This window comes from Pedobacter sp. UYP24 (genome assembly GCF_054057295.1).
In genome coordinates, this window is sequence record NZ_JBSRZD010000004.1 from 163,153 (window position 1) to 187,911 (window position 24,759).

Sequence of the window (24,759 nt, forward strand, 5' to 3'; positions counted from 1 at the left end):
TTACTTGTAATTAAAAAGAGTATCTGGCACCAACCTGTATTTGGTACGGAGTACCTCCGGCTTTCGTTACCCCCACATTCTCGTTTACACGGTACTCATATTGTTGCTTCACTTGGTCAAATTTGGTTACTAGTAACAGGGTTTGATTGCCCAGATTATAGTTTACACCTTTTGTTTTATCCAGCAAGTTCGCGAAGTTAAATACATCCACACTCACAGTCAGTTTCTGACTTTTATACGTTTTAAAGTCCTTCATCAACCTTAAATCAAAAGTTCCTGAAAAAGGGTTCTCGCCACCATTACGATTGGCTATCTTACCTAAGCTTTCACGGATGTAATCTTTGGCCCTATTGTCGGGGTTGTTTAAAACCTTTTCCATCGAAGCCTTAACAGTTGCACTTGTTGCTGAATTATTTGGATCAAAAACAAAAGCTAGATCATTGTCTTCACCCGGCCCTCCAACAAAATCACCATTAAGATCTGCGTCAACGGTAAGGGAGTAACGCGAGCCACCAATACCTCTAAATGTTCCACTTAAAGAAAAACCCTTCCAGGTTGGTGTAGTACCATAGACTACAACTTTATTGCGATATTGATTATCAGAATAAGATATTTCTGATAGGTCTCTTGGATCAGATTTTACCGGCCTGAAGGTAGAAGTATTGGCCACATTTCCATTGTAAGAAGAATTATCCCTAGCATCATTTAAGGTATAACTCACATTAATATAGCCATCTTTCAGGTAGCGGAAACTCGCATCCAAAATCATAGCTTTCTGCTTTAAATTTGCCCCATTAGTTAGCATCAGCACACGTCCTACTTCATTGGTCTTCCTTCCCAGCACATTATTGGTAATTCCATTGGCAGTGATAGTAGATGCAGGTACAAATACACCTCTGTTTTCTTCGTTGGCCAGCCTGAAGTAAGGGTTGTCTGCTAGATTTCGGTCAAGATAGACGTAATTATTTTTGGTATAACTGTACAATAAATTCACTCCAAGTCTCAATCTGTCGCCGATGATCTTATTATAGCTCAGGTTCGTTTTGAAAATGGAAGGCATTTTTAAATTCGGATCATTCAAATTGATTGTGGATACATAAGGTACACCAGCAATGATTCCTGGAGCTGTAGATGGGTCTCTTCTGTAAGATGGAAAGTCTGGTACCGGAACAAGACTGGTTCCTGAAGCCGGACGGGAAACGTCAATTGATGCAACCTTTGTTCCGCTGTTTTGAATATTATTCACTTGTGCATAGTTTACAGGGTTAGCAGAAAAAAGTCCTCCGCCCAATCTGATGATGTCTTTCTTCTCTCCTTTAATGTCCCAGGTTAATTGTAAGCGCGGCTGTATTTTTCCGGCATCTGTAATCTTACTATCTGTTCTAAGACCCAAAGTGCGCTCTACGACTGGATTATAATCTGCTTGGGTAAGAAAACTGGTTACATCATAACGTACACCAAACATTGCATTTAGATTCGGGATGATATCAAATTCAACCTGACCAAAAGCAGATGCATTTAAAATGTATTGCTGCACGGATGGTTCTCCGTTAATAGGGGCTTCTCTGGCATATCTGGACGGATTCAGGTTATTGAATTCCGCCAGATTATTGAAGATAAAACGACCATTTTGCTCACTTGAAATATAGGTATCCAGATAGGTCAGCGTATTGTCGGTTCCGAAAGTGAATTTGTACTTCTCCACACTATAATAAGATGTATTTACAAGTTGATACTGATTCTCCAGGTTGTTCTCTGGAAAGAAACGTTGTCCACCAAGCTGAACAGTTTTGCTACCAAGAGTTCCATTAGGCAGAGTGGAACGCACATTAACAATTGCTCTTGGAATATTTGCTACAGGAAGCTCACTGTTTGGTACATAATTTCTTGTTGCCGATTGCACCTGCACCTTAAATTCGTTTAAAAAGGTTGGTGTTAACTGAGACCTTAGGGATAACAGCGTACTGTTTTCCCTTGACTTGAAATCTCCATATACCTCAAAAAGGTTAATGTTAGAGTTGTCACTATTGCTCACGGGATTATTCCAGTCACTATAGTTATTTCTCAAAGTTAACCGGTGTTTATCATTAATTTGCCAATCTAAACGGGCAAAAAAGGTATTTGCCAGCGTTTTACGTTTGAACTCGCCTACCTGCGGACCACTTCCTAATCCATATTTAGCTCTACCAATATTCACCACACTATCTAGCGCTCCTTTACTGATGCCCAAACTGATCGCATCATCATTATCACGGATATCGGCAATAAAAAATGGAATGCTTTCATCTTGACGGTCCAACGCAGTAAAGAAGTGGAGCTTATCTTTGATTAATGCACCACCTAAACTGAATCCATACTGATTGGTAGTAAATTTTTGTTCTCTTTTTACACCACGAATATCATAAGGACTGGCCAAAAAATCCGAACGGTAGTAGTCAAAAACAGATCCGGTTAGGGTATTTGTACCAGATTTTGTAACTGCACTTACTGTACCACCACCTTCTCTGCCTTTGTACACATCGTACACATTGGTCGCTACTTCAAATTCACGGATGGCTTCCAGCGATAAAGAATAAGGACCACTTCCTATGGCTCCTGAGGTTAGATTGTTACGGGCACTGGCACCATCTATCAGGTAGTTAGTAGAAGAGGCACGTTGGCCACTGATACTGGTTCCATTGGTGGTGGGTGCAAGTGCTGATAAATTATTAAAATTTCTGTTTTGAGTAGGCAGTTGCTGAATATTTTGGGAAGTGATCGCTGTACTGGATCCTAACCGATCAATACGTTTTGCTAGTGCATTACTGCTTACCTGTACTTCATTAAGCTGGTTTGTGGTTTCAGATAATTTGAAATCTGCCACAATATGATCTCCTTGATTCAATGCGAAATCTGTCTTCACTTGCTTTGGAAATCCGATATAAGTTACCGTTAAAGTATAGGGTTTACCGAGAGGCAACTGGATAAGTGCATAGGACCCATCTTTACTAGTTGCAGTAACAGTTCGAAACCCTGTTGATTCATTGCGAAGAACTATAGATGCGCCGGGAATGCCTGTACCTTTTTCATCCGTAACTTTTCCGTTTACGGAGGCATCGGTGGATTGTCCGTAAGACTGAACTGCAATCAGGAGGAATACAGAAATGGCACTAAATTTTTGAGCGGAAATAAACACTTTTCCGATCTTACTTATTAAAAAATGGTAATAATGTTGCATATTTAATTGTTTTTATTGATTTCTAGAAGTTAATTAAATCGAATCAAACTGCTTCAGTTTGATGGAGAGCCGGTGGTGGGCAAACACTTCCGGCTTTTTTAGGGTTGTACTTAGCTCATCTTGACGTATTTAAGGTTAATAATTTATCGGTTAATTGGTAATTCATTCCTGTTTTAAGTACAAGCTGCCGGAGTATGGTATTCAAGTCATAATGACGGAGTTCAATACTGTATTTCCGTGTTATGTGATTGTTATCGCTTTTAACATTCACATCTATATTGTATTGTCTGGAAAGCTCCTGGCCAATCTGGTTAAGTGTAAGCCCGTCCAGATACATTGACCTGTTGGCTCGCCAGCTACTCATCAGGGAAACATCTGCATTAAAGATCAGCGTCTTGCCTGATTTAGCATCCACATTAAGCACCTGATCTTTAGTCAGGCCTTTACTTAATCTTTTAACGGTACCCCCATTCTTATAATCAACTTTCACCTTCCCGCTCGCTACAGCAACTTTATAGGAATTCATTTCAGGATAACACCTGATGTTGAAAGAAGTGCCCAAAACAGTAGTAACATACAGGCCAGTACTGATACTAAAAGGTCTTAATTTATCCCGTTTTACTTTAAAAAAAGCTTCTCCATATTCCAATTTAAGCTTTCTTAACCCAGTTGCTTTAAAATCTGAGATCAACTGTATTTTGGTATCCGCATTCATCCAGATTAGTGTACCATCGGGAAGTGTGATTTTCTTCACCTCTCCTCTTACCGTCTGATAAGACTTCCAGAAAAGAGGTTGCTGTAACTGCTTTTGCGCAGCGTTGCGCGCCAAAAAAGCACCCGTACCAAGTACCATCATCAGGCATGCAACACTCAACCACCTCAGTATAGTTTGTTTATTTTTACCAGACTTTTTTCGAATTGCCCTTTCAATTCTTACAAAAATTTCCTGTTCCACCGTTGATGATGATGCTTCAGAACCGACCGGATTGCCGGAGTTACTTTGGAGATGCGTATTGAACCAATCGTCTATCACCTGCTTTTCTTCTTCAGCAAGCCGCCCAAGTTGATAGTCCCTGAAATATTTGTTTAAAGACTTCTTCTTTACTTTCATTCTGATCTATTAGCGATCGAAAGCCAATAAAGTACTTTATTAGAAAGTTACCTTTGTGTTAAATTTATGAACAATGCAAAAAGTAAGGCAGGATAGGCGGCCGAATTTGTTTCCAATCGCTTACGCAATCTCCTCAACGCCTCAGAAATGTTGTTTTTTACTGTTTGTTCAGACAATGTGAGTTCGTGGGCAATGTGACGGATAGATTTGTCTTCATATCTACTAAGCACAAAACATTTGCGCATATTAAATGGCATATTAACCAGCTCATGGTCAATTTTTTGTTGCAGCTCTCTGGCAATAATCTGTTCATCAGGATGAGTCACCTTATGAAGATTGCCTATTAAAATCTCTTCTCCAGCAAGACAGATCTTCTTTTTTCGGAACAGAGAAATTACCTCATTTTTAGCCACACTGACCAAATAAGGTAAAATTGAAGATCCCACCACTAGCGTTTCCCTTTTCACCCATATTTCGATGAATGCATTCTGAACAACATCCTTAGTTTGATCCTCGTCTGAAAGAAGTTTAAAAATACTTTTGTACAATACTTCCCAATGCCGACTGAACAAACATTGGAATGCAAATTCATCGCCCGATTGGATGGCCTGAAAAAGTTCTTGGTCTGTTTTGTAGCTCATGATAGTGATCGCATCAAAATTAACGAACCACTATTAAGCCATTGTTAAATGCTTACTTTTTAGTATTATCTAATATCTTAAAAAGATCTAAACGTCTATCCTGCATATTCCTAACAGCCCCAAAATTGTGGAGTTCTTTTAGCAAATCAACATCTACATCTGCAATTAATGTTGTCTCTGCATTTGGTGTAGCTTCTGCCTTAATACCATTGCTTGGAAAAGAAAAGTCAGATGGGGTAAAAACTGCAGACTGTGCATACTGAATATCCATGTTATGAACCTTTGGTAAATTACCAACACTTCCTGCAATCGCTACATAGCATTCGTTCTCTATAGCTCTGGCTTGTGCACAGCTTCGCACACGTGTATATCCATTCTGAGTATCAGTCATAAAGGGTACGAAAAGAATTTGCATTCCCTGTTCAGCTAACAATCTGGGCAGTTCAGGAAATTCAACATCGTAACAGATCAAAATGCCGATCTTCCCGCAGTCGGTATCATAAGTGGCCAACGAGTCTCCTCCAACCATCCCCCATGCACTTTTCTCTGAAGGAGTTAGATGGATTTTGCGGTATATTTCATGAGAGCCGTCGCGGCGACAAAGAAACCCAACATTCTGTAGTACACCATTCTCCATATAAGGCATACTGCCCGTTATGATGTTAATGTTGTAACTAATGGCATATTCAACAAATTTATCCCGAAGTGGGATGGTAGACTTTGCGATCTCCCGCATTGCATCAGCCCCGCTTAAATGGTTATAAGCAGTCATTAAAGGGGCATTGAACAATTCTGGAAACAATATAAAATCACTTTGGTAGTCGCTCACAACGTCTACAAAGAACTCAATCTGTTCACACAAAGATTCCAGACTAGGGAAGGGACGCATTTGCCATTGTACCAATCCTAAACGGATTACAGACTTTTTTGAATTGATATGTACTGCCTCTTCATTATAATAAATATTGTTCCACTCCAACAAAGAAGCATACTCTAGCGATTGCGTGTCGCCAGGCAGATAGCCTTTCAAAATTTTCTTAACATGGAAATCATTTGCAAGCTGGAAAGATAAGGTAGGGTCATGAATTTCTTTTCCCTTAACCTTATTCAAATATTCTTTAGGACTTAAAGTACTTGCATATTCCTTATAAGCTGGTATGCGGCCACCTGCAATGATTGCCCTTAAGTTGTGTCTTTCGCATATCTCCTTGCGGGCATCATAGAGTCTTCTACCTATCCGCATGCCACGAAAATCTGGGTGTACAAAGAAGTCAATGCCATAAAGTACGTCTCCTTTAGGATTATGGGTGGAGAAGCTATAGTTTCCTGTAATCTGAACGTAGTTATGATTATTTCCAAACTGATCATAATTAACAATTATTGAAAGTGCACATCCTGCAATTGCTCCATTAACCAATATGCAGATTTGTCCTTCCGGAAATATTTCAACCAGCTTTGCTATATGTGATTCGCCCCAAACAGATGCGCCCTCCCATTCTGAATACGCTTCAATCATGGATGCTTTTAATCCGAGATAATCATCTTTGGTAAGCGTGCGTAACTCGATCTTCAGATCCTCGTTCTTTATTTCTTTGTCCATCATTTATAAAATATGGTGTTAAGCAATTGTGCGGTTACTAAAGAGGTAAATATACCCTTTTCAATCTGCTTTGATGGATTCTTGTAGCGCAGTTTTCTTCAATAGCACATTATTTTTTTAACTTTGCTTATCATTAATACACTCCAATGCTTACTAACGAAGAGCCCGTACTTCACGAAGATAAAACGTTTACCAATATAGATTATTCTGAAAAACGCCTCACTAATCGGGAATTTGTTAATTGTGAATTCATTAACTGCAATTTCGAGAAAAGCGACTTAAAGGGCAATGACTTTATGGACTGCAAGTTTAAACAATGTAATTTTTCAATGGCAATACTTTATGGAACCGGATTAAAGGACGTTGTTTTTACTGGCTGTAAAATATTAGGCGTAGACTTTACGCGTTGTAATAAATTTTTATTTTCTTTTGAATTTAACCAATGTTATCTGGATTACAGTACCTTTTATGGAGTAAAAGTTAAGAAGATCAATTTCACGGATTGTGCTTTAAAGGAAGTTGATTTTACCGAATGTGACCTTTCTGGTTCAGTTTTCAAGAACAGTGACTTGCTTGGAGCTAAATTTAGCGGAACTATTTTGGAAAAGACCGACTTTAGGACCGCTTTTAATTTTAGCATTGATCCTGAGATTAACAGGATGAAAAAGGCAAAGTTCGCAGTAAATAATTTGATTGGGCTATTGGACAATCACAACCTCGATATAGAATAGCAATAGCTGTAATCGCTATTGTGCACCCTGTTTTAAAAAGGAAACATGAAAGGATGAACCGGAAGCACCATCACTTTTTGCCCAAATCTTACCTTGTGCCTACCTACTATTTTTTAACGATACTGAGACCAACGCTAGGGCCTTCAAAATCCTGGACATTATTTGGAACGGCGGAACAGTTCGAAAATCTTTCTGTGTTTTTCAGGATGAATAGTTATTTTTGGTGGCTGTTCATTTATATGGTTAAAAACTTAACTGTTATTTTACAATATTATTTCGTATGCTTTTGTGTTATACTCCTGGTTGCTGCTTTTTATAATTGGTGATAAATACACCTGCAATGATGAGCATGGTTGCGATAATAATATCGGTGGTGATTGTCTCATGAAGGATAAGCCAACCTAGAAACAATGCGATTACCGTGTTAAAATAGGAAAGAATGGATACTTCTGTAGCTGTTACCTTCTTCAGCGCGTAATGGTAGCAAAAATATCCTATTACAGATCCAAATACTGCCAGATAAATAACAGCAAGTAAACTATTTGTGCTCCAGTTAATTACTTTTGTATCACTTGAAAAAATAAAGGCAAGCAGCAATTGTGCAAAAGTTGAAAATACAAACTGGTAGAATAGATCAAGAAAGATGTTTCCTGACTTGTAGGTGTTCTTTTTGCTATAAATGGTGCCTGCCGCCCAGCCACTAATAGCAAAGCAAAGACAAATGATTCCTGTACGGTAATGAGGATCCATCAAATCGGCCAAGCCATCTCTAAATATAAAGGCCACACCTGAAAAGCCAAGCATCACTCCTAAAAAACCTTTAATCGATGGTTTCTGCAAGCCAATTAAAACACTGACTAAGAACACAATAATGGGGTTTAGGGAATTTAGTAAGGATGTTAAACCGCTTGGAATGCTTTGTTCTGCAACTGTAGTCATTCCATTTGCAATTACTATCATTAAAATGGACACAAAAATCTGTCTGCGCAAGTGAGGCCATCCATTCCATTTCAATTCTTTTTTATAAAGCAGGACTACAAGCAAAATCAGCGAGGCTATTGCTTGCCTGATAGCTGTAACGAACCAGGGTGGTATGGTCTCTACCGCTACCCTGATACCAAGATAAGTGGTACCCCATACGATAGCCACGCCAAGAAGAGAAACGATAAGCCTTAGATCTAGCTTTTGTTTCATATTATTTGACTGGCTTTGAGAATTTGCTCCATTTCTTGCTGCAACTTTAAAGCTTCTTCTCTGGCGCGCGTTGCAAAGTCCTCTCCTTTTGACGCATAAATAATACCTCTTGAAGAATTGATCAGTAATCCGCATTCGCTATTTAAACCAAACTGGCATACATCGGCCAAACTTCCTCCCTGAGCACCAACGCCAGGAACGAGCAAGAAATGATAAGGCGCCAGTTTACGGATACTTTGAAATTCTGAAGCAATTGTAGCACCAACAACATACATCAGTTGTTCGCCATTTGCCCATTGTTGAGATACACGAATTACATCTTCATACAGTTTCCCAGTTTTTGTTTCGGAAAGCTGGAAATCATGGTTGCCTTCATTAGAAGTTAAAGCCAATAAAATAACCCACTTGTCTTTGTGGTTTAAAAATGGGCAAACAGAATCTTTGCCCATGTAGGGTGTAACAGTTATGGCATCGAAACCCATACCTGATTGCGCTTCATCAAAAAAAGCCCTGGCGTACATGGCCGAGGTATTCCCAATATCTCCCCTTTTTGCATCTGCAATTGTAAAAATATTTGTGGGAATGTATTTCCATGTTTCTGAAAGGGTTTCCCAACCCTTAACACCCATAGATTCATAAAAAGCTGTATTGGGTTTATAAGCAACACAAAGGTCTTTGGTAGCATCTATGATTTGCCTGTTAAATTCAAGAACAGGATTTTGATACTTTAATAAGTGTTTAGGTATGTTTTCCAATACTGGATCCAGACCTACACACAGGAAAGATTTCTTTTTCTTAATCTGTTCAAATAACTGTCTTTTATTCATTACAAACACTAATTAGTTGGCAAAGATGCCATTTTTGGTATAAAAATTGCATTGGATAATTAACTTTTTATCAAGATTTTTTTAAACATTTTTGTTTTTTTCTTGGAGATTAGTTTACAAATACATACAATTGCAACATAATTCCTTAAAAGTTTATCTGACCATTCCAGAAAATATTCGTAAAATCTTGTATTCCAACTATTTTTATAGCCGATTTTCTTGCTTTGACTGATAAATATTTTTTAAAAAATTCTCAACACCGAATATTATATAATGTTTAACAAAACAGAATTAAATGAAAAGCTCACAGCAGAACTGCGTGAGATAGCAAAAGCACAGGGTATTTTAAACGCAGACGAATTAAGAAAAGCCGAATTGGTTGAGATTATTGCGCAAATAACAGAGCAGGAAACTGTTGCTGAACCTACTGAAGCTATTGTAACTGAAAAACCAACTAAACTTAAGGCCGTTAAAGAAAGTACTGCCGAGAAGTCGACAAGAAAAAGGATCAGAATTCCAAAAGAAGAAGAATCAGCACCTACGCCAGGTACTACGAAACCTTTTAACAGGGCTTCTCTATTTGATGCAGCCCCTGCTTTTGAAGACAGGAACTCTGCTTTTGCAGAAGCGCAGCCTGAAACTGTTGTTGCACCTGTAGCTACTACAGAATTGGTAGAGGCTCCTGCTGCGACAGAAACTGAAACCGTTACTGAGACTGAAACGATTGCCATTCCAGCAGTCACAACTGCGTTTGATCATAAAAAGAACCGGGTACCAAGAGACGATAATCGTCCTCAAAAAGGAAATGTTAGTAATGTTCCTCAAAAGCAAAGTGAGAATAGTTACTCTAATCTTGATTTTGATAATACCATCACAAACGAGGGTGTTTTGGAAATTATGCCTGACGGATATGGGTTTTTAAGATCTGCAGACTACAATTACCTTTCATCTCCTGATGATATTTATGTATCTCAGTCGCAAATTAAATTATTCGGTTTAAAGACTGGTGATACTGTAAAGGGAAGTATACGCCCACCCAAAGAAGGAGAGAAATACTTCCCATTGGTAAGGGTAGAAACCATTAACGGCAGGTTGCCTGCTGATGTGCGAGATAGGGTTCCATTTGACTATCTTACTCCTCTTTTTCCAACTGAGCGCTTAAATCTTTTTACCGAGACCAACAACTACTCAACCCGTATTATAGATTTATTCACTCCAATTGGTAAAGGACAACGTGGTTTGATTGTTGCCCAGCCTAAAACCGGTAAAACCAATTTACTAAAAGAGGTTGCCAATGCAATTGCAAAAAACCATCCTGAAGTATATTTAATCATATTATTGATTGACGAGCGCCCAGAAGAGGTTACAGATATGGCAAGAAGTGTTAGGGCAGAAGTTATTGCCTCTACATTTGATGAGCCGGCAGAAAGACACGTTAAAATTGCTAATATAGTTTTAGAAAAAGCAAAACGCCTTGTTGAATGTGGACATGATGTGGTTATTTTATTAGACTCCATTACCAGGCTGGCTAGGGCTTATAATACAACAGCTCCTGCATCAGGCAAGATCCTGTCTGGTGGTGTGGATGCGAATGCTTTACACAAACCGAAACGTTTCTTTGGTGCCGCCCGTAACATTGAAAAGGGTGGCTCATTGACAATTTTAGCTACTGCATTAACAGATACAGGTTCTAAAATGGATGAAGTAATCTTTGAAGAATTTAAGGGCACAGGTAATATGGAGCTTCAGTTGGATCGTAAATTATCTAACAAACGCATCTTCCCTGCTATAGACATCACTGCATCAAGCACAAGAAGGGATGATCTGTTGCACGACAGAGATACTTTACAGCGCGTATGGATTCTGCGTAATCACCTTGCAGATATGAATTCTCAGGAAGCCATGGAATTTGTACAGTCACAGATTAAAGGAACTAAATCTAACGAGGAGTTCTTAATTTCAATGAATAGCTAATACATGATAAAAAAGCATATTCCAAATGCAATAACTTGTGCAAATCTGTTTTCAGGGTGTATAGGAATTGTTTATGCTTTTAACGGATCACTGGAAATAGCAGCATATTTCGTGCTGCTTTCCGGTATATTCGACTTTTTTGACGGTTTGGCTGCCAGAGCTCTGAATGTAAAATCAACAATTGGTAAAGAACTGGATTCATTGGCAGATATGGTCAGTTTTGGTTTCCTGCCCGGAGCAGTAATGTTCAAACTATTACAGACGAGTGACTACCCAAGCGAATACTTGCCCTATTTAGGCTTTATAATAACTGTATTCTCTGCACTCAGGCTAGCTAAATTTAATGTGGACACCAGACAAACTGAAGAGTTTATTGGTCTAAATACGCCCATGAATACCCTACTTATTGTATCCTTACCTTTTATTAATAGGGATTACCCTGAAATTATCAATTCTACACTTTTCTTGCTGGGACTTATTGCATTATTAAGTTGGTTGCTAGTTAGTGAAATTAGGATTTTCTCGCTAAAGTTGAGTAACTTGGGCTGGAAGGAAAACCAGTTTAAATACCTTTTTCTAATCCTATCTGTTTTCCTGGCCGTTGTATTGAAGTTTGTAGCAGTACCATTTATATTAATACTCTACATCGCATTTTCAATTGTACACTTCAGGAAAATAAAAATTTAAAGTAGCTTTTGCAAATCGGCCTTTGCCCTATCTAACTGTTGATATAGGATTCCAATAAAGAGATTTACTTCATTAAAATCCGTTACGAGTTGTTTCACATTCATTTTCTCACGGGCATTTTGTTCCATTTCCTGCATGTGCTCTTTTGCATCTTCTCTACCAACATATGTAAAGGTTGGTTTGATCTTATGAGCACTTGCAGCTACTTTATCCCACTCTTCAGCCACTATTGCCTTTTCAAGTTCCGCCATGTATAATGGCGTTTGAGACTTAAAAAGATCTATCATTTCAATAATGAACTCGGGACTATCACCAGACATCTCTCTAAGATAAGAAAGATCGAGTGGTTCATCATTTTTGCTTACGTTAATCATTTAAACAAACTTAGATAAAAATGTTTTCAAATACAATCCAGCGCACTTATTTAAATTTTGAAATAACCAAGTTATCTGAGATCTCTGAAAGCATTGTTGCAACTGATTTTTTTGAAATAGGGTGTATTAATTTTGGTGCAATTTCTGCTAAAGGTCCCAATACAAATCTTCGATTTGCCATTTCTGGATGAGGTATCCTTAACCGATCATTGTCAATAATCAGATCGTCGTAAAAAATGATATCAATGTCAATTAACCTAGACCCCCACTTCTCCAGCCTGATCCTTCCCAAATGTTCTTCAATTGCTAATGCTTGCTCTAAAACCGAAAACGGTGGTAAAAATGTATTTAAACCAACCGCCAGATTAAGGAATGATGGTTGTTCAGTATTTCCCCAAGCAGCAGTTTCATAATATGATGAAATGGCAAATACTTTTCCAATCTGAAGTTCAACTTCCCGAGTAGCTTCTCTGAGCAGCGTCATCCTATCCCCCAGATTGCTTCCTAGTAACAAATAAACATTTCCTTTATCCAATATCATATAAAAGCCTATTGCTAATTCTTTACATTTACAAAAATAATTATTTAACCTTCCAATGAGAGATTTTTTTAAGTATGTCTTTGCTACAGTTTTAGGCTTCATCATTTCAACATTTTTACTGTTTCTGCTTTGCATAGGTGTATTAGCGATTCTAATATCTTCTATAGAGAGTGACAAAACAGTTACTGTAAGTGACAATACGGTTCTATATATGAATCTGGATCAGGCAATTTTGGAACGTACACCTGACAATACCTTTTCTAATTTGGCAATTTTAGGTGGTACAGGTGAAAAAAACATTGGATTTAATGATTTGATAAACGCGCTCAAGTTTGCTAAAACAGACGACCATATTAAATGCATATACATAAATGTTAGTTCTCCTAATGCGGGTTTTGCAACTATGAAAGAAATTAGGGATGCACTAATTGATTTTAAAACAAGCGGAAAGAAGGTTATAGCCTATAGCGAAGTTTATACTCAAGGCGCTTATTACCTGGCTTCTGCTGCTGATAAAATTTACCTTAACCCGGAGGGGGCTCTGGAATTTAAGGGATTGAGTTCAAAAGTAATGTTCTTTAAAGGTGCACTAGATAAATTGGGTATAGAGGCTCAGATTATTAGAGTTGGAAATTACAAAAGTGCAGTAGAACCATTTTTTACGGATAAGATGAGTGACAAGAACCGAGAACAGGTAACAGCGTATCTTGGCGGCCTTTACGAAACATTTCTACAAGGAATTTCAAAAAGCAGAAATATCAGTATCAAAGATTTACACCAGTTGGTAGATGACTACAAAATACAGCAGCCTAAGGATGCCTTAAAATATAAGTTGGTGGACGGTCTTAAATACAAGGACGAGATTCTAAATGATTTAAAAGGACTCAGCAACAAAAAAAAGATAAATAACCTGACTACCGTTACCATTAATGAATACGCTAAGAATGTTGCGAATGAAAAAGGAAAAAGTTCTAAAAATAAAATTGCAGTGATTTATGCAAATGGCGATATTATGGGAGGTGAAGGTTCTGATGACCAGATTGGATCAGAGCGCATCTCCAGGGCGATTAGAAAGGCACGGACAGATTCAAATGTAAAAGCTATTGTATTGAGGGTAAATTCTCCGGGAGGTAGTGCACTGGCTTCTGATGTAATTTGGAGAGAGATTATGCTTTCTAAAAAGGTTAAGCCAGTAATTGCTTCTTTTGGTGATGTAGCTGCTTCAGGTGGGTACTATATTGGTTGCGCAGCGGATTCGATATTTGTACAGCCGAACACCATCACAGGCTCAATCGGAGTGTTTGGTGTGATACCAAATTTCCAGAAACTATACAATGATAAATTAGGAATCACTTTCGATGGTGTTAAGACAGGCAAGTATGCTGATATTATGAGTACAGACAGGCCATTAACTGCTGGTGAGCGTTTGATTATACAAAAAGATGTAAACAGAGTTTATGAAGGATTTATAACCCGAGTGGCAGATGGTCGTAAAAAATCAAAACCCTATATTGACAGTATAGCTGGTGGCCGTGTTTGGGTAGGTAGTGATGCGGTAAGGATTGGATTGGCAGATAGAACCGGAAACTTTGAGGATGCTATAATTGCTGCTGCGAAGAAAGCAAAATTAGAAGACTACAAGATTGTAGAGCTTCCTGAAATTATGGATCCTTTTAAATCTTTTATTGAAAACACTACCGACAAAATAAAAATGCATTATGCTAAACAAGAATTAGGAGTGCATTTTTACCTATATGAGCAAATAAAATCGGCAGTTGCTAAATCTGGTGTGCAGACAAGAATGCCTTTTGAGATCAAAGTTGAGTAGCTGTTTGTTGGCTTTTTAAATTTAACTAAAAAAAGATTAACTGGAATACAGCAGGTTAACAATCCGGCTTAAAAATAATTTGAAATGAGTTTTGTCATTTAAAAACATTGGTTATCTTTGCAGTCTTAAATAATTCCTAACTGCGGATGTGGCGTAATTGGTAGCCGCACCAGACTTAGGATCTGGCGCTTCACGGCGTGGGGGTTCGAGTCCCTTCATCCGCACACAAAAATTCCCCCGAAACACGGGGGAATTTTTATATAAAGTAGATTATTAAAATATTGATTCAGAACAATGAATATTACACAGGAAAAAATTAATGACTTAAATGCGCTTGTAAAAATTAAAATAGCCCCTGAAGACTATACTGAAAAGGTAGAAAAAACTATACGAGAACAAGCAAAAAAAGCAAACTTACCTGGCTTTCGTAAGGGAATGGTTCCTGCAGCACACATTAAAAAAATGTATGGCAGAAGCATTCTTGTTGAGGAGATCAACACTTTACTTAGCGAAACATTAAATAAGCACTTAACTGATAATAAGGTTGAAATTCTTGGGCAACCTTTACCGGTAATGGATAATTCTAAAGAATTTAAATGGGATAATACTGACGAATTTGAATTTGATTATGAACTTGGTCTTGCTCCTTCTATCGAAGTTAACATTACCTCAAAAGATATATTTACCGAATATAAGGTGAAGGCAGATGAGGAAACACTTGCATCAAGAATCAAAAATATCCGCAGAAGCTATGGCAAAATGACAAACCCTGAAGTTTCGGCAGATGACGATGTACTTTATGCCGATTTAGCACAACTTTCGCCTGATGGTTCAGTTTTTGAAGGTGGCATTACCTCAACTGGGTCTATTCGTTTAGATCAGGTGAAAGACAAAAAGATATCAAAATCTTTAGTCGGTTTGAAAAAGGATGACATTATTGAATTGGATGTTCAAAAGGCTTTCGATAAAAATGAGGTTACCATTGCAAAGCTTTTAAATATCGCTGAAGAAGATACAAAAGATTTGCAATCAAAATTCCAGGTTACCATTAAAAATGTTAATCGTTTGGAAGAGTCTGATTTAAACCAAGAGTTCTTTGATAAATTATTTGGTGAAGGAACGGTTACTGACGAAGCTGGCTTTACAGAAAAGATTACTGAAGAGGTAGAAAGTATGTTTCAACAAGATGCAGATCGCAAATTGCAAAATGACATATATACTAAGCTGATTGAAGGCATTAAGATTGAGTTGCCTGATGAGTTTTTACGAAAGTGGTTAAAAACTACAAACGAAAAACTTACTGATATTGAGCTAGCCGAAGGATATGATGATTTTGCAAAAAACTTGAAATGGACTTTAATAGAAAATAAGTTAATCCAAGACAATAACATCCAAATTAATTATGAAGATGTTTTCCAGACAGCTAAGCAACGTCTGGATGCGCAATTCAGAATGTATAGCCCTACCCCTATGCCTGAAGATCAGTTGGCGCAATATACAGCGACTTTCTTAAAAGAGAAAGACAATGCAACCCGCATTTTTGATGAAGTAAAAGCTTTAAAAGTTTTTGAGTTCATTAAATCAGCAGCTACATTGGACCAAAAAGACATACCTTATAACAAGTTTATAGAAATGAAATAACCGCTTGAAAAACAGCATAATTTATTGAAATAACGGTAAGGCGGCTTTTTTAAGGCCGCCTTATTTATATAGAATAAACAAATTTTACAATACCACAATAAATCACCAAATTAGTTTAATTAAATTGGTGATTATTGTAACTATAACAATTAGATAATTTATTATTATGAATATAGATAAAGACGAATTCAGAAAATACGCAGTTAAACATCACCGCATTAATGGTTTGAATGTTGATCGCTACATTGGAGCTACCAACAACTCACCAAAAAGCATGACACCATATATTATTGAGGAACGCCAGTTAAATGTTGCTCAGATGGACGTGTTCTCAAGATTAATGATGGACAGAATAATTTTCCTTGGCGACGCTATTTATGATGGAAATGCAAATATCATTCAGGCTCAATTGTTATTCCTTCAGTCTACTGATAACAACAGGGACATTCAGATCTATATCAACTCTCCAGGGGGTTCAGTATACGCTGGCTTAGGTATTTATGATACTATGCAATATATCGGCCCTGATGTAGCTACAATCTGTACTGGTATGGCAGCATCTATGGGCGCAGTATTGTTAGTTGCGGGTACCAAAGGAAAGCGCGCTGCATTACCACATTCCAGGGTGATGATCCACCAACCTTCTGGTGGTGCTCAAGGTGTTGCGTCTGATATGGAAATCAACCTTAGAGAAATGCTTAAATTAAAGAAAGAGCTTTATGATATCATTTCTAATCATTCTGGCCAGAGCTACGAATGGGTTGAGAAAGCATCGGATCGTGATTACTGGATGAAAGCTGATGAAGCGAAGGAATTTGGTATGATTGATGAAGTATTGAGTGCTGGTAAGAAAGATTAATAATGGCTAAACAAAATAAAGAATCCCGTTGCTCTTTTTGCGGTTCAGGCAAGCAAGATACTTTGATGCTTATTGAGGGGCTTGATGCATACATTTGTGATAAATGTGTAACACAGGCAAATCAGTTACTGGTACAAGAACTTGGTAACAAAAAATCAAAGGGTCTGGATACTTCTGTTACACTTTTAAAACCACATGAGATCAAAGCACATATAGATCAGTATGTGATTGGTCAGGATGATGCAAAAAAAGTTTTGTCCGTAGCTGTGTACAACCATTATAAAAGGTTAAGTCAAAAGGTGGATAAAGACGACGAGGTGGAGATTGAAAAGTCAAACATCATGCTGGTTGGTGAAACAGGTACTGGAAAAACTTTACTTGCCAAAACTATCGCCAAGATATTGCACGTTCCTTTCTGTATTTGTGACGCTACTGTATTAACAGAAGCAGGTTATGTTGGTGAGGATGTAGAAAGCATTTTAACCCGATTACTACAAGCCGCTGATTATGATGTGGCTTCTGCAGAACGCGGCATAGTTTACATTGATGAGGTAGATAAAGTTGCGCGTAAAAGCGACAATCCATCTATTACCAGGGATGTATCCGGTGAAGGAGTTCAACAGGCGTTATTAAAGATCCTAGAAGGTACTGTAGTAAATGTGCCGCCTCAGGGTGGACGTAAACATCCTGATCAGAAAATGATACCTGTAAACACGAATAATATCTTGTTTATATGCGGTGGAGCTTTTGATGGCATTGAACGTAAAATAGCAAACAGACTCCGTACGCAAGCCGTGGGTTACAAAGTGAAAAAAGATGATGTAGATCTTGACCTTAAGAATTTGTACAAGTACATTACTCCCCAGGATTTGAAGTCATTTGGTCTGATACCTGAACTAATTGGAAGGGTACCTGTATTAACACACCTTAATCCTTTAGATAAAGACGCTTTAAGAAATATTCTTACAGAACCTAAAAACTCGCTTTTCAAACAGTATGTTAAGCTTTTTGAATATGAAAACGTAGAACTTGTGTTTGAAGATGAAGTACTTGATTTCATAGTAGATAAAGCGATGGAATATAAGCTTGGGGCAAGGGGACTAAGATCAATTTGCGAAGCAATTATGCTGGACGCGATGTTTGATATCCCTTCGGATCCGAGTATAAAGGAACTGCACATCTCGCTCGATTACGCAGTGGAGAAATTTGAGAAAGCCGATTTTAAAAAACTGAAAGCTGCTTAAAAGATTTGATCCCCGGTTGTTGACCGGGGATTTTTTTTAACCTTTCCTTTTTAAAAGAATGGCCAATAAACAACAGAATATTAATTAAATTACAAATATATGAACGAAGAAAAAGACGTCAAAAAAGATGAAGAAATTGTAGCAAAAGCAAAAAAGGTAAAAGAAGTTAATTCTGCCATTAAACCCGGATTGAAATCTAAAGCAGACATTGTTAAGAATTGGTTACCAAGATATACAGGCCGACCACTGGATCAGTTTGGCGAATATATTTTGCTAACTAATTTTAGTAAGTATTTACAAATGTTCTCGGAGTGGAATGACAATGCCCCAATAATGGGTCTGGATAAACCGATGCAAAGTGTAACTGCCAATGGCATTACCATTATTAACTTTGGAATGGGCAGTCCGCTTGCAGCAACTATGATGGATCTTCTAACTGCCATTACTCCTAAAGCAGTTTTGTTTTTAGGGAAATGCGGTGGCTTAAAGAAAAAAAACCAATTGGGCGATCTGATCTTGCCTATTGCAGCAATAAGAGGTGAAGGAACATCTAACGACTACCTGCCGGCTGAAGTACCGGCCCTGCCCTCTTTTGCATTACAGAAAGCAATTTCTACAACCATCCGCGATCATTCCCGAGATTACTGGACAGGAACATGTTATACCACAAATCGCAGGGTTTGGGAGCATGACAAGAATTTTAAAAAATACCTGAAAAGCTTAAGGGCTATGGCAGTGGATATGGAAACCGCTACAATATTTACTACTGGATTTGCTAACAAGATTCCAACAGGAGCATTATTATTGGTATCAGATCAACCGATGATTCCTGAAGGAGTAAAAACAGCAGAAAGTGATAGCACAGTAACCAATACCTATGTAGAAACGCATTTGAAGATTGGAATTGATTCTTTGAAACAGTTAATCAATAACGGACTAACTGTAAAGCACCTACAGTTTTAATCCTCATCGGGGCTCTTCGGATAGTCGAAGTCTATCAAAGTCCCTGTACCATTTCCAATTTCCTGCCAATCGTTTGCGGGAAATTCCAGTAAAACAACACCACAAGTTGGTATATTATGGATATTCGCATTACTCAGGTAATTAGCAAAATCTGTAAACCCTGGGTTGTGGCCAAACATGACCACACTTTGATAAGCATTATCAAAATCATTTACAACCCGAAGAAGATTGGGTACATCAGCTTCGTAGATTGCATCGTTTTGCATGATTGGATGAATTGATCTGTGCCATACTTCCTCAAAATGATGGGCCGTAGTAATTGCTCGATGAGCAGGACTGCTTACAATTAATTGAGGAACCAGTCCCTTTTGCAGAATTCTTGTCGCCATTTCCGGAGCATCCCTATGCCCCCGAGGGTTTAGTGGCCTGTCAAAATCCTGAAGATGGGCATTGCCCCATTCAGATTTACCATGCCTGATTAAAAGAAGATGCTTCATCGAAATAAAGAATTAAGAATTAAGAATTAAGAATTAAGAATTTATAAAATCAACAATTGGAGTTGATGAAATGTTTTTCATACAATTAAAATGACCAAGGGGACACTTTTCCAATCCAAATTTAGAACATGGTCTGCATTCCAATTCTATTTCAGCCATAAAGGAATTGGAGATCTGATATGGATATACACCCAGTAAATCAGCCGTAGTACCTCCCCAAATAGAAGCAAGTGGCTTATCAAAAGCCTCAGATATGTGTGTAAGCCCAGTATCAAAACCAATTACTTTGCTGGCTTTGGAAACCAGAAATACAGATTGATCAAGATTAATTTTACCGCATGTATCGTAAACCTTTTCTCCAACTGCCTGCTTAATCAACCCCGCATTATCTGCCACGTCTTTACCGCCCAGTAATACTATTGGCGCCTGAATACCTTTACAAATCTCTATGATCTGCTTATTGGGCATTCGCTTGGTAAAATGAGTTGCACCGATAATAAACGCTACATAACCATGCTGGTGCGAAACAGGTAGTAGTTGACCCAGCTTATATTCTTTTGACATGAAATAATCAATTGGACGATTATCATTTTCTACGCCAAGGAAAGTCACCGTATCCAGATACCGGTCAACCAAATGCTTTGGAGATATAAACCGTTTAGATTTAAATTTAAGCGCCAGCCATTTATTGATGCGGTCTTTTTTATATGTGGATGAGGGTATACGAAGTATCGACTTAATAATGAATGTGCGTGGGTTATTGTGCAGGTCAATGATCAGATCAAATTCTTCTGCTTTAATTTCTGTAATGGTATCTCTTAATTTAGGCTGTAGTAAGTGAAGCCTGGTGAGGTAAGGATTATGATCGTAAATATATTTGAACTCTTTTTTAGTCAGGAAGTGAATCTCCGCATCAGGAAATTTTTGCTTCAGGCACCTTACTACAGGTGTTGTATAGATGATATCACCCATTGAACTGAACCTGATGACAAGAATTTTTGAAGGTGTTTTCAATATGCGCCCCTTAGCTTTTTCTAATTTTCTCTATAATGGTGGTGGATGAGTAACCAGGCAAAAAGCCTAGTACTTTAACCTCACCACCTTTTTCTAAAACCTCCTTAGCGCCAACAATTGTTTCAATGTTGTAGTCACCGCCTTTCACCAATACATCAGGTTCTACGAGCTCAATGAGTTCAGCCGGTGTTTCGTCGTCAAATAGTACCACGGCATCTATAAAAAACATTGATGCCAAGAGCTGCGACCTGCTAAACTCGTCATTAATAGGGCGGCTCTCCCCTTTCAATTCTTTAACGGAGCGATCTGTATTCAAACCTACAACCAATACGTCTCCATAACTTGCAGCTTCGCCGAGATAAGAAATATGGCCCGGATGAATAATATCAAAACAGCCGTTTGTGAAAACTACTTTCCTGCCTTTATCTTTCCATTCTTTCTTCAACCGCACTAAACCTTCCTTAGAAAGTATTTTTTGAGATAATTCGTATCCGGGGTTCTTTTTCATGATCAGAACAATTGGTCCACAGCTTTACAAAAAATATGACCTATTAAGATGTGCATTTCTTGAATGCTCGCCGTATTGGTTTCCGGAATAACAATATTCAAATCACAAAGCTCATTCATTAAGCCTCCATCTCTCCCAGAAAGTCCAATGGTTTTACAGCCGATGGCTTTGGCAGCATGAAGCGCATTGATTATATTCGGACTACTGCCACTGGTTGATATGGCGATAAATAGGTCTTGAGGCTGCGCAAATGCTTCCAATTGCCTTGCAAACACCCTATCAAAGCCATAATCATTACTGATGGCTGTTAATGCAGAAGTATCAACTGTCAATGCAATAGCTGGTAGTGCTTTTCTCTCTTTAACAAACCTACCAGTCAGCTCTGCGGCAATATGCTGGGCATCGGCGGCGCTTCCCCCGTTTCCGGCAAGCAATACCTTGGCACCCGATGCTACAACGGCCGTAAGAATTTCACAACCCTGTTCTATCTGCGGAACAAGCGTTGCGATAACCTTTTCCAGTGTATGTTGATGAAATTTAAGTTCGTCTAATACCATAAGGCATTAATTATTTTTTAAAGATGAAATAATTTCGGCAGTAGTAGTGGTAGCACTTCCTACATGCTTGATCACTATTGCAGCTGCATAATTGGAAATAACCGCTGCCTCTTGCATAGTAAAACCTAGGGATAAACAGTATGCGATTGTGGCAATAACTGTATCTCCTGCGCCAGTAACATCAAATACTTCGGTAGCTACGACAGGGAAAACTCGACAATCCTCTTTTGTGATAATGGCTATTCCTGCCTCTGATAAGGTAACGATCAGATAGCTTGCATTTGTAGCATCCAATATAATATGAGCAGCCCTTATTAAATCGGCTTCATCGCTAATTCGTTCTGTTTTGGAAGCTTCTAAAAGTTCCTTTCTATTTGGCTTAATTAAATAAGCACCGCTGTATTTGGAATAATCCAATCCCTTTGGATCAACAATAATTCGCTTATTTAATTGCTTACCCAAACCAATGATCTTGAGCGACAAGCTTTGAGTTAGCAGTCCTTTATTGTAATCTGAAAGCACAACAATATCGCATTTACCAATTTCTACAGTGAGTAGCTCAAAGAATGTTTCTTCTAGTGCTACAGAAATATCGTGAATATGCTCCCTATCTATCCTTACAATCTGATGAGTACCTGCAATAATTCGTGTTTTCACGGTTGTTACCCTATCCTCATCTTTAACTATAAGAGAAGTATTGATGTCCTTCTCTATTAAGGCTTTTATGATTTCTGATCCTAAAAGATCATTTCCAATAACACCCGCTAAAGTAACTTTTGCGCCAAGGGCGATGAGGTTACTGGCAACATTTGCTGCACCGCCAATTATTTTAGATTCCCTTTTAACATGTACAATTGGTACCGGTGCTTCAGGCGAAAGCCTATCGGCCGATCCAAAAATATAATGATCCAGCATGATGTCTCCAATCACCAAAACATTTGGAGCAGGATTATTCTGCACATGATCATAGAGTTTTTCGGCCAGCATATTCAGGTATTAAACATCAAATGTAGGTATAATGACTTTTATATATTACAATTTAGCCAATCTATCCTTAAAGAAAGTGGTAATCTCATTTAATGAAAATGCATTTAAACACTGTTTTGCTTGCAATCCGCCTTTCCTGGCTGTCAGTATTCCATACAGCATGTCATTGAAACCTTCTGTCCTGTGCGCATCGGGATTTATGGAAAGTAACACGCCTTTTTCCAGCGCATAGCGATGCCATCTCCAATCCAGGTCAAGTCGCAGTGGATTGGCGTTAATTTCTATCACCACCCCATTTGCAGCACAGGCATCTATTACTTTCTTAAAATCAACCGGGTAGCCCGTTCTGCTAAGCAATAGCCTGCCCGTCGGGTGACCTAATATGGTGGTATATGGGTTTTCGATAGCAGTGATTAATCTGCTGGTCGCCTTCTCTTCCGTCATTTTCAAAATGCTATGTACAGACGCTACCACAAAGTCAAATGTTTTGAGAATCTCATCAGGATAATCCAGTGCGCCATCATATAAAATATCGCTCTCAATTCCTTTAAATATCTTGAAAGGAGCCATTTTGGCATTCAGTTCATCAATTTCCTTGTGTTGCGCATAAATACGTTGTTCATTAAGGCCGTTTGCATAAAAGGCCGACTTAGAGTGGTCGCACATTCCCAGATATTCCAGTTGTAAATGATCCCTGCAATACAAAGCCATTTCCTCTAGGGTATTTACCCCATCACTCCAGGTAGAGTGATTGTGCAAAGTGCCTTTTAAATCACTGTATTCCACAAGGGTCGGCAGGCTACCGTTTTTTGCAAGTTCAACCTCTCCAAGCCCTTCGCGCAGTTCAGGCACTACAAAGGCTAGTCCTGCTTTGGCATAAATTGCTTCTTCATTTTCATAAGACCCCTCGCCAGCCTTAGCAAGCACCTGGTTCACATGATCTGTATTTCCAGTCAGCTTAAACCAGTTAATGTAGAAATCATTACGTGTTACTAAGTATAGTTTAATCTTAAGGCCAAAAGGCGTTAAAGCTATCAGTACATTATCGTTGAAAGATTCAAAAACCAGTGGTTCAAAACTTTCTATTGCAGCTAAAATAACACCAGGATCTTCAGCTCCCAAAACAAGATCAATCTCTTCAATTATTTCCAGACAACGCCTATAGTCGCCCGCAATACCCAGCAAAGGTTCGCCTGGAAATTGATTTAGCCATACTGACAAATCTTCAAAAAGATTGTTAACCAAGGGCTCTGCTTGTGCATAAAGAAATTTACCATGAGCAGCCATCTTAAACTCAATCACTTTTCGAATCTCCTCCTGGGTCTTCAAACCAAAACCTTTTGCTTCTATCAGTCGGTTTTCGTTGCAGGCATAATAGAGTTCACCAACGCTTTCAATGTTCAGATCCTTCCAAATCACATAGATCTTTTTGGGGCCAATCCCCTTAATACCCAGCATTTCTACTATACCTTCTGGCGTATCATTCAGGATTTGCTGAAGTTCTTCCATAGTCCCAGTTTGCAGAAGCTCCCAAACTTTTGCGGATATACTCTTGCCTAAGCCATCAATTTGTGCAATTTCTTCTAGAGATTTTTCACGTATAGGAAAAGGTAGCTTATCTACCTTAAATGCAGCATTGGCTACCGACTTAATTTTAAATGGATTGTGGTTGTGCAGTTCCATTAACTGCGCCAATAATCTAAGGGTACGTGCGATGGCTTTATTTTCCATAGGTTGCTAAAATAACAAAAAAGGCAATCATTT

Annotated in this window: 22 protein-coding genes and 1 tRNA gene; 9 read left to right on the top strand and 14 right to left on the bottom strand. The window is 38.3% G+C overall.

Annotated elements, in window-relative coordinates; translation table 11 throughout:
• Positions 1-10 precede the first annotated feature (10 nt).
• From ACVWYN_RS10380 to ACVWYN_RS10395, 4 genes are all read right to left on the bottom strand, one after another.
• Complete coding sequence (locus ACVWYN_RS10380) at positions 11-3,217, bottom strand: outer membrane beta-barrel protein (protein WP_457288789.1); 3,207 nt, start codon at positions 3,215-3,217, stop codon at positions 11-13.
• 115 nt (positions 3,218-3,332) lie between these two features.
• Positions 3,333-4,328 carry a FecR family protein gene (locus ACVWYN_RS10385; protein ID WP_457288790.1) on the bottom strand — a complete coding sequence of 332 codons (996 nt, stop codon included), beginning with the start codon at positions 4,326-4,328 and terminating at the stop codon, positions 3,333-3,335.
• A 47-nt stretch (positions 4,329-4,375) separates the two neighbouring features.
• Entirely contained in the window at positions 4,376-4,969 is a 594-nt protein-coding gene (locus ACVWYN_RS10390; RefSeq protein WP_457288791.1) for an RNA polymerase sigma factor, read from the bottom strand.
• 52 nt (positions 4,970-5,021) lie between these two features.
• Complete coding sequence (locus tag ACVWYN_RS10395) at positions 5,022-6,572, bottom strand: GNAT family N-acetyltransferase (protein WP_457288792.1); 1,551 nt, start codon at positions 6,570-6,572, stop codon at positions 5,022-5,024.
• Between the two features lie 143 nt (positions 6,573-6,715).
• On the opposite strand from ACVWYN_RS10395, the gene ACVWYN_RS10400 reads away from it, so the two are divergent.
• Positions 6,716-7,300, top strand: a complete 585-nt coding sequence (locus ACVWYN_RS10400) for a pentapeptide repeat-containing protein (protein WP_457288793.1) — start codon at positions 6,716-6,718, stop codon at positions 7,298-7,300.
• Between the two features lie 291 nt (positions 7,301-7,591).
• On the opposite strand, the gene ACVWYN_RS10405 is transcribed toward ACVWYN_RS10400, so the two are convergent.
• The gene (locus tag ACVWYN_RS10405) at positions 7,592-8,494 is read right to left on the bottom strand and encodes a DMT family transporter (protein ID WP_457288794.1); all 903 of its coding nucleotides are present in this window, start codon (positions 8,492-8,494) and stop codon (positions 7,592-7,594) included.
• On the bottom strand, positions 8,491-9,321 hold the full coding sequence (gene pyrF / locus ACVWYN_RS10410; RefSeq protein WP_457288795.1) for an orotidine-5'-phosphate decarboxylase: 831 nt from the start codon (positions 9,319-9,321) through the stop codon (positions 8,491-8,493). Before pyrF ends, ACVWYN_RS10405 begins: the two co-directional genes overlap by 4 nt.
• A 273-nt stretch (positions 9,322-9,594) precedes the next feature.
• Between pyrF and rho the strand changes: the two genes are divergently transcribed.
• Positions 9,595-11,295 (top strand): transcription termination factor Rho, encoded by a 1,701-nt coding sequence (gene rho / locus ACVWYN_RS10415; RefSeq protein ID WP_457288796.1) that lies wholly within the window; start codon positions 9,595-9,597, stop codon positions 11,293-11,295.
• A 3-nt stretch (positions 11,296-11,298) separates the two neighbouring features.
• The gene (gene pssA, locus ACVWYN_RS10420; protein WP_457288797.1) at positions 11,299-11,982 is read left to right on the top strand and encodes a CDP-diacylglycerol--serine O-phosphatidyltransferase; all 684 of its coding nucleotides are present in this window, start codon (positions 11,299-11,301) and stop codon (positions 11,980-11,982) included.
• On the opposite strand, the gene ACVWYN_RS10425 is transcribed toward pssA, so the two are convergent.
• The gene (locus ACVWYN_RS10425) at positions 11,979-12,356 is read right to left on the bottom strand and encodes an Hpt domain-containing protein (RefSeq protein WP_457288798.1); all 378 of its coding nucleotides are present in this window, start codon (positions 12,354-12,356) and stop codon (positions 11,979-11,981) included. The genes pssA and ACVWYN_RS10425 overlap by 4 nt on opposite strands.
• Before the next feature lie 46 nt (positions 12,357-12,402).
• Positions 12,403-12,897, bottom strand: a complete 495-nt coding sequence (gene folK, locus ACVWYN_RS10430; protein ID WP_457288799.1) for a 2-amino-4-hydroxy-6-hydroxymethyldihydropteridine diphosphokinase — start codon at positions 12,895-12,897, stop codon at positions 12,403-12,405.
• Between the two features lie 55 nt (positions 12,898-12,952).
• On the opposite strand from folK, the gene sppA reads away from it, so the two are divergent.
• From sppA to ACVWYN_RS10460, 6 genes are all read left to right on the top strand, one after another.
• Positions 12,953-14,725 carry a signal peptide peptidase SppA gene (gene sppA / locus ACVWYN_RS10435; protein WP_457288800.1) on the top strand — a complete coding sequence of 591 codons (1,773 nt, stop codon included), beginning with the start codon at positions 12,953-12,955 and terminating at the stop codon, positions 14,723-14,725.
• 142 nt (positions 14,726-14,867) lie between these two features.
• A tRNA-Leu gene (locus ACVWYN_RS10440) sits at positions 14,868-14,949 on the top strand.
• Positions 14,950-15,019: 70 nt separating this feature from the next.
• Complete coding sequence (gene tig / locus ACVWYN_RS10445; protein ID WP_457288801.1) at positions 15,020-16,366, top strand: trigger factor; 1,347 nt, start codon at positions 15,020-15,022, stop codon at positions 16,364-16,366.
• 166 nt (positions 16,367-16,532) lie between these two features.
• Positions 16,533-17,225, top strand: coding sequence for an ATP-dependent Clp endopeptidase proteolytic subunit ClpP (clpP, locus tag ACVWYN_RS10450; protein ID WP_457288802.1), 693 nt, complete (start codon positions 16,533-16,535; stop codon positions 17,223-17,225).
• 2 nt (positions 17,226-17,227) lie between these two features.
• Positions 17,228-18,469: an ATP-dependent Clp protease ATP-binding subunit ClpX gene (gene clpX / locus ACVWYN_RS10455; protein WP_457288803.1), complete on the top strand. Its 1,242-nt coding sequence runs from the start codon at positions 17,228-17,230 to the stop codon at positions 18,467-18,469.
• 99 nt (positions 18,470-18,568) lie between these two features.
• Positions 18,569-19,432, top strand: coding sequence for an AMP nucleosidase (locus ACVWYN_RS10460; protein WP_457288804.1), 864 nt, complete (start codon positions 18,569-18,571; stop codon positions 19,430-19,432).
• Here ACVWYN_RS10460 and ACVWYN_RS10465 read toward each other — a convergent pair.
• From ACVWYN_RS10465 to ACVWYN_RS10490, 6 genes are read right to left on the bottom strand one after another with little or no spacing between them, the layout of a single operon-like run.
• Positions 19,429-19,929 carry a SixA phosphatase family protein gene (locus ACVWYN_RS10465; RefSeq protein ID WP_457288805.1) on the bottom strand — a complete coding sequence of 167 codons (501 nt, stop codon included), beginning with the start codon at positions 19,927-19,929 and terminating at the stop codon, positions 19,429-19,431. The two genes, ACVWYN_RS10460 and ACVWYN_RS10465, sit on opposite strands and share 4 nt — an antisense overlap.
• A 33-nt stretch (positions 19,930-19,962) precedes the next feature.
• Positions 19,963-20,943 carry a glycosyltransferase family 9 protein gene (locus ACVWYN_RS10470; protein WP_457288806.1) on the bottom strand — a complete coding sequence of 327 codons (981 nt, stop codon included), beginning with the start codon at positions 20,941-20,943 and terminating at the stop codon, positions 19,963-19,965.
• Positions 20,944-20,953: 10 nt separating this feature from the next.
• The gene (gene rfaE2 / locus ACVWYN_RS10475; protein ID WP_457288807.1) at positions 20,954-21,451 is read right to left on the bottom strand and encodes a D-glycero-beta-D-manno-heptose 1-phosphate adenylyltransferase; all 498 of its coding nucleotides are present in this window, start codon (positions 21,449-21,451) and stop codon (positions 20,954-20,956) included.
• A 2-nt stretch (positions 21,452-21,453) separates the two neighbouring features.
• A complete protein-coding gene (locus tag ACVWYN_RS10480; protein ID WP_457288808.1) occupies positions 21,454-22,008 on the bottom strand; it encodes a D-sedoheptulose 7-phosphate isomerase in 555 nt (184 codons plus the stop codon).
• Positions 22,009-22,014: 6 nt separating this feature from the next.
• Entirely contained in the window at positions 22,015-22,995 is a 981-nt protein-coding gene (rfaE1, locus tag ACVWYN_RS10485; RefSeq protein ID WP_457288809.1) for a D-glycero-beta-D-manno-heptose-7-phosphate kinase, read from the bottom strand.
• Positions 22,996-23,040: 45 nt separating this feature from the next.
• Positions 23,041-24,726: a helix-hairpin-helix domain-containing protein gene (locus ACVWYN_RS10490; RefSeq protein ID WP_457288810.1), complete on the bottom strand. Its 1,686-nt coding sequence runs from the start codon at positions 24,724-24,726 to the stop codon at positions 23,041-23,043.
• Between the last annotated feature and the right edge of the window lie 33 nt (positions 24,727-24,759).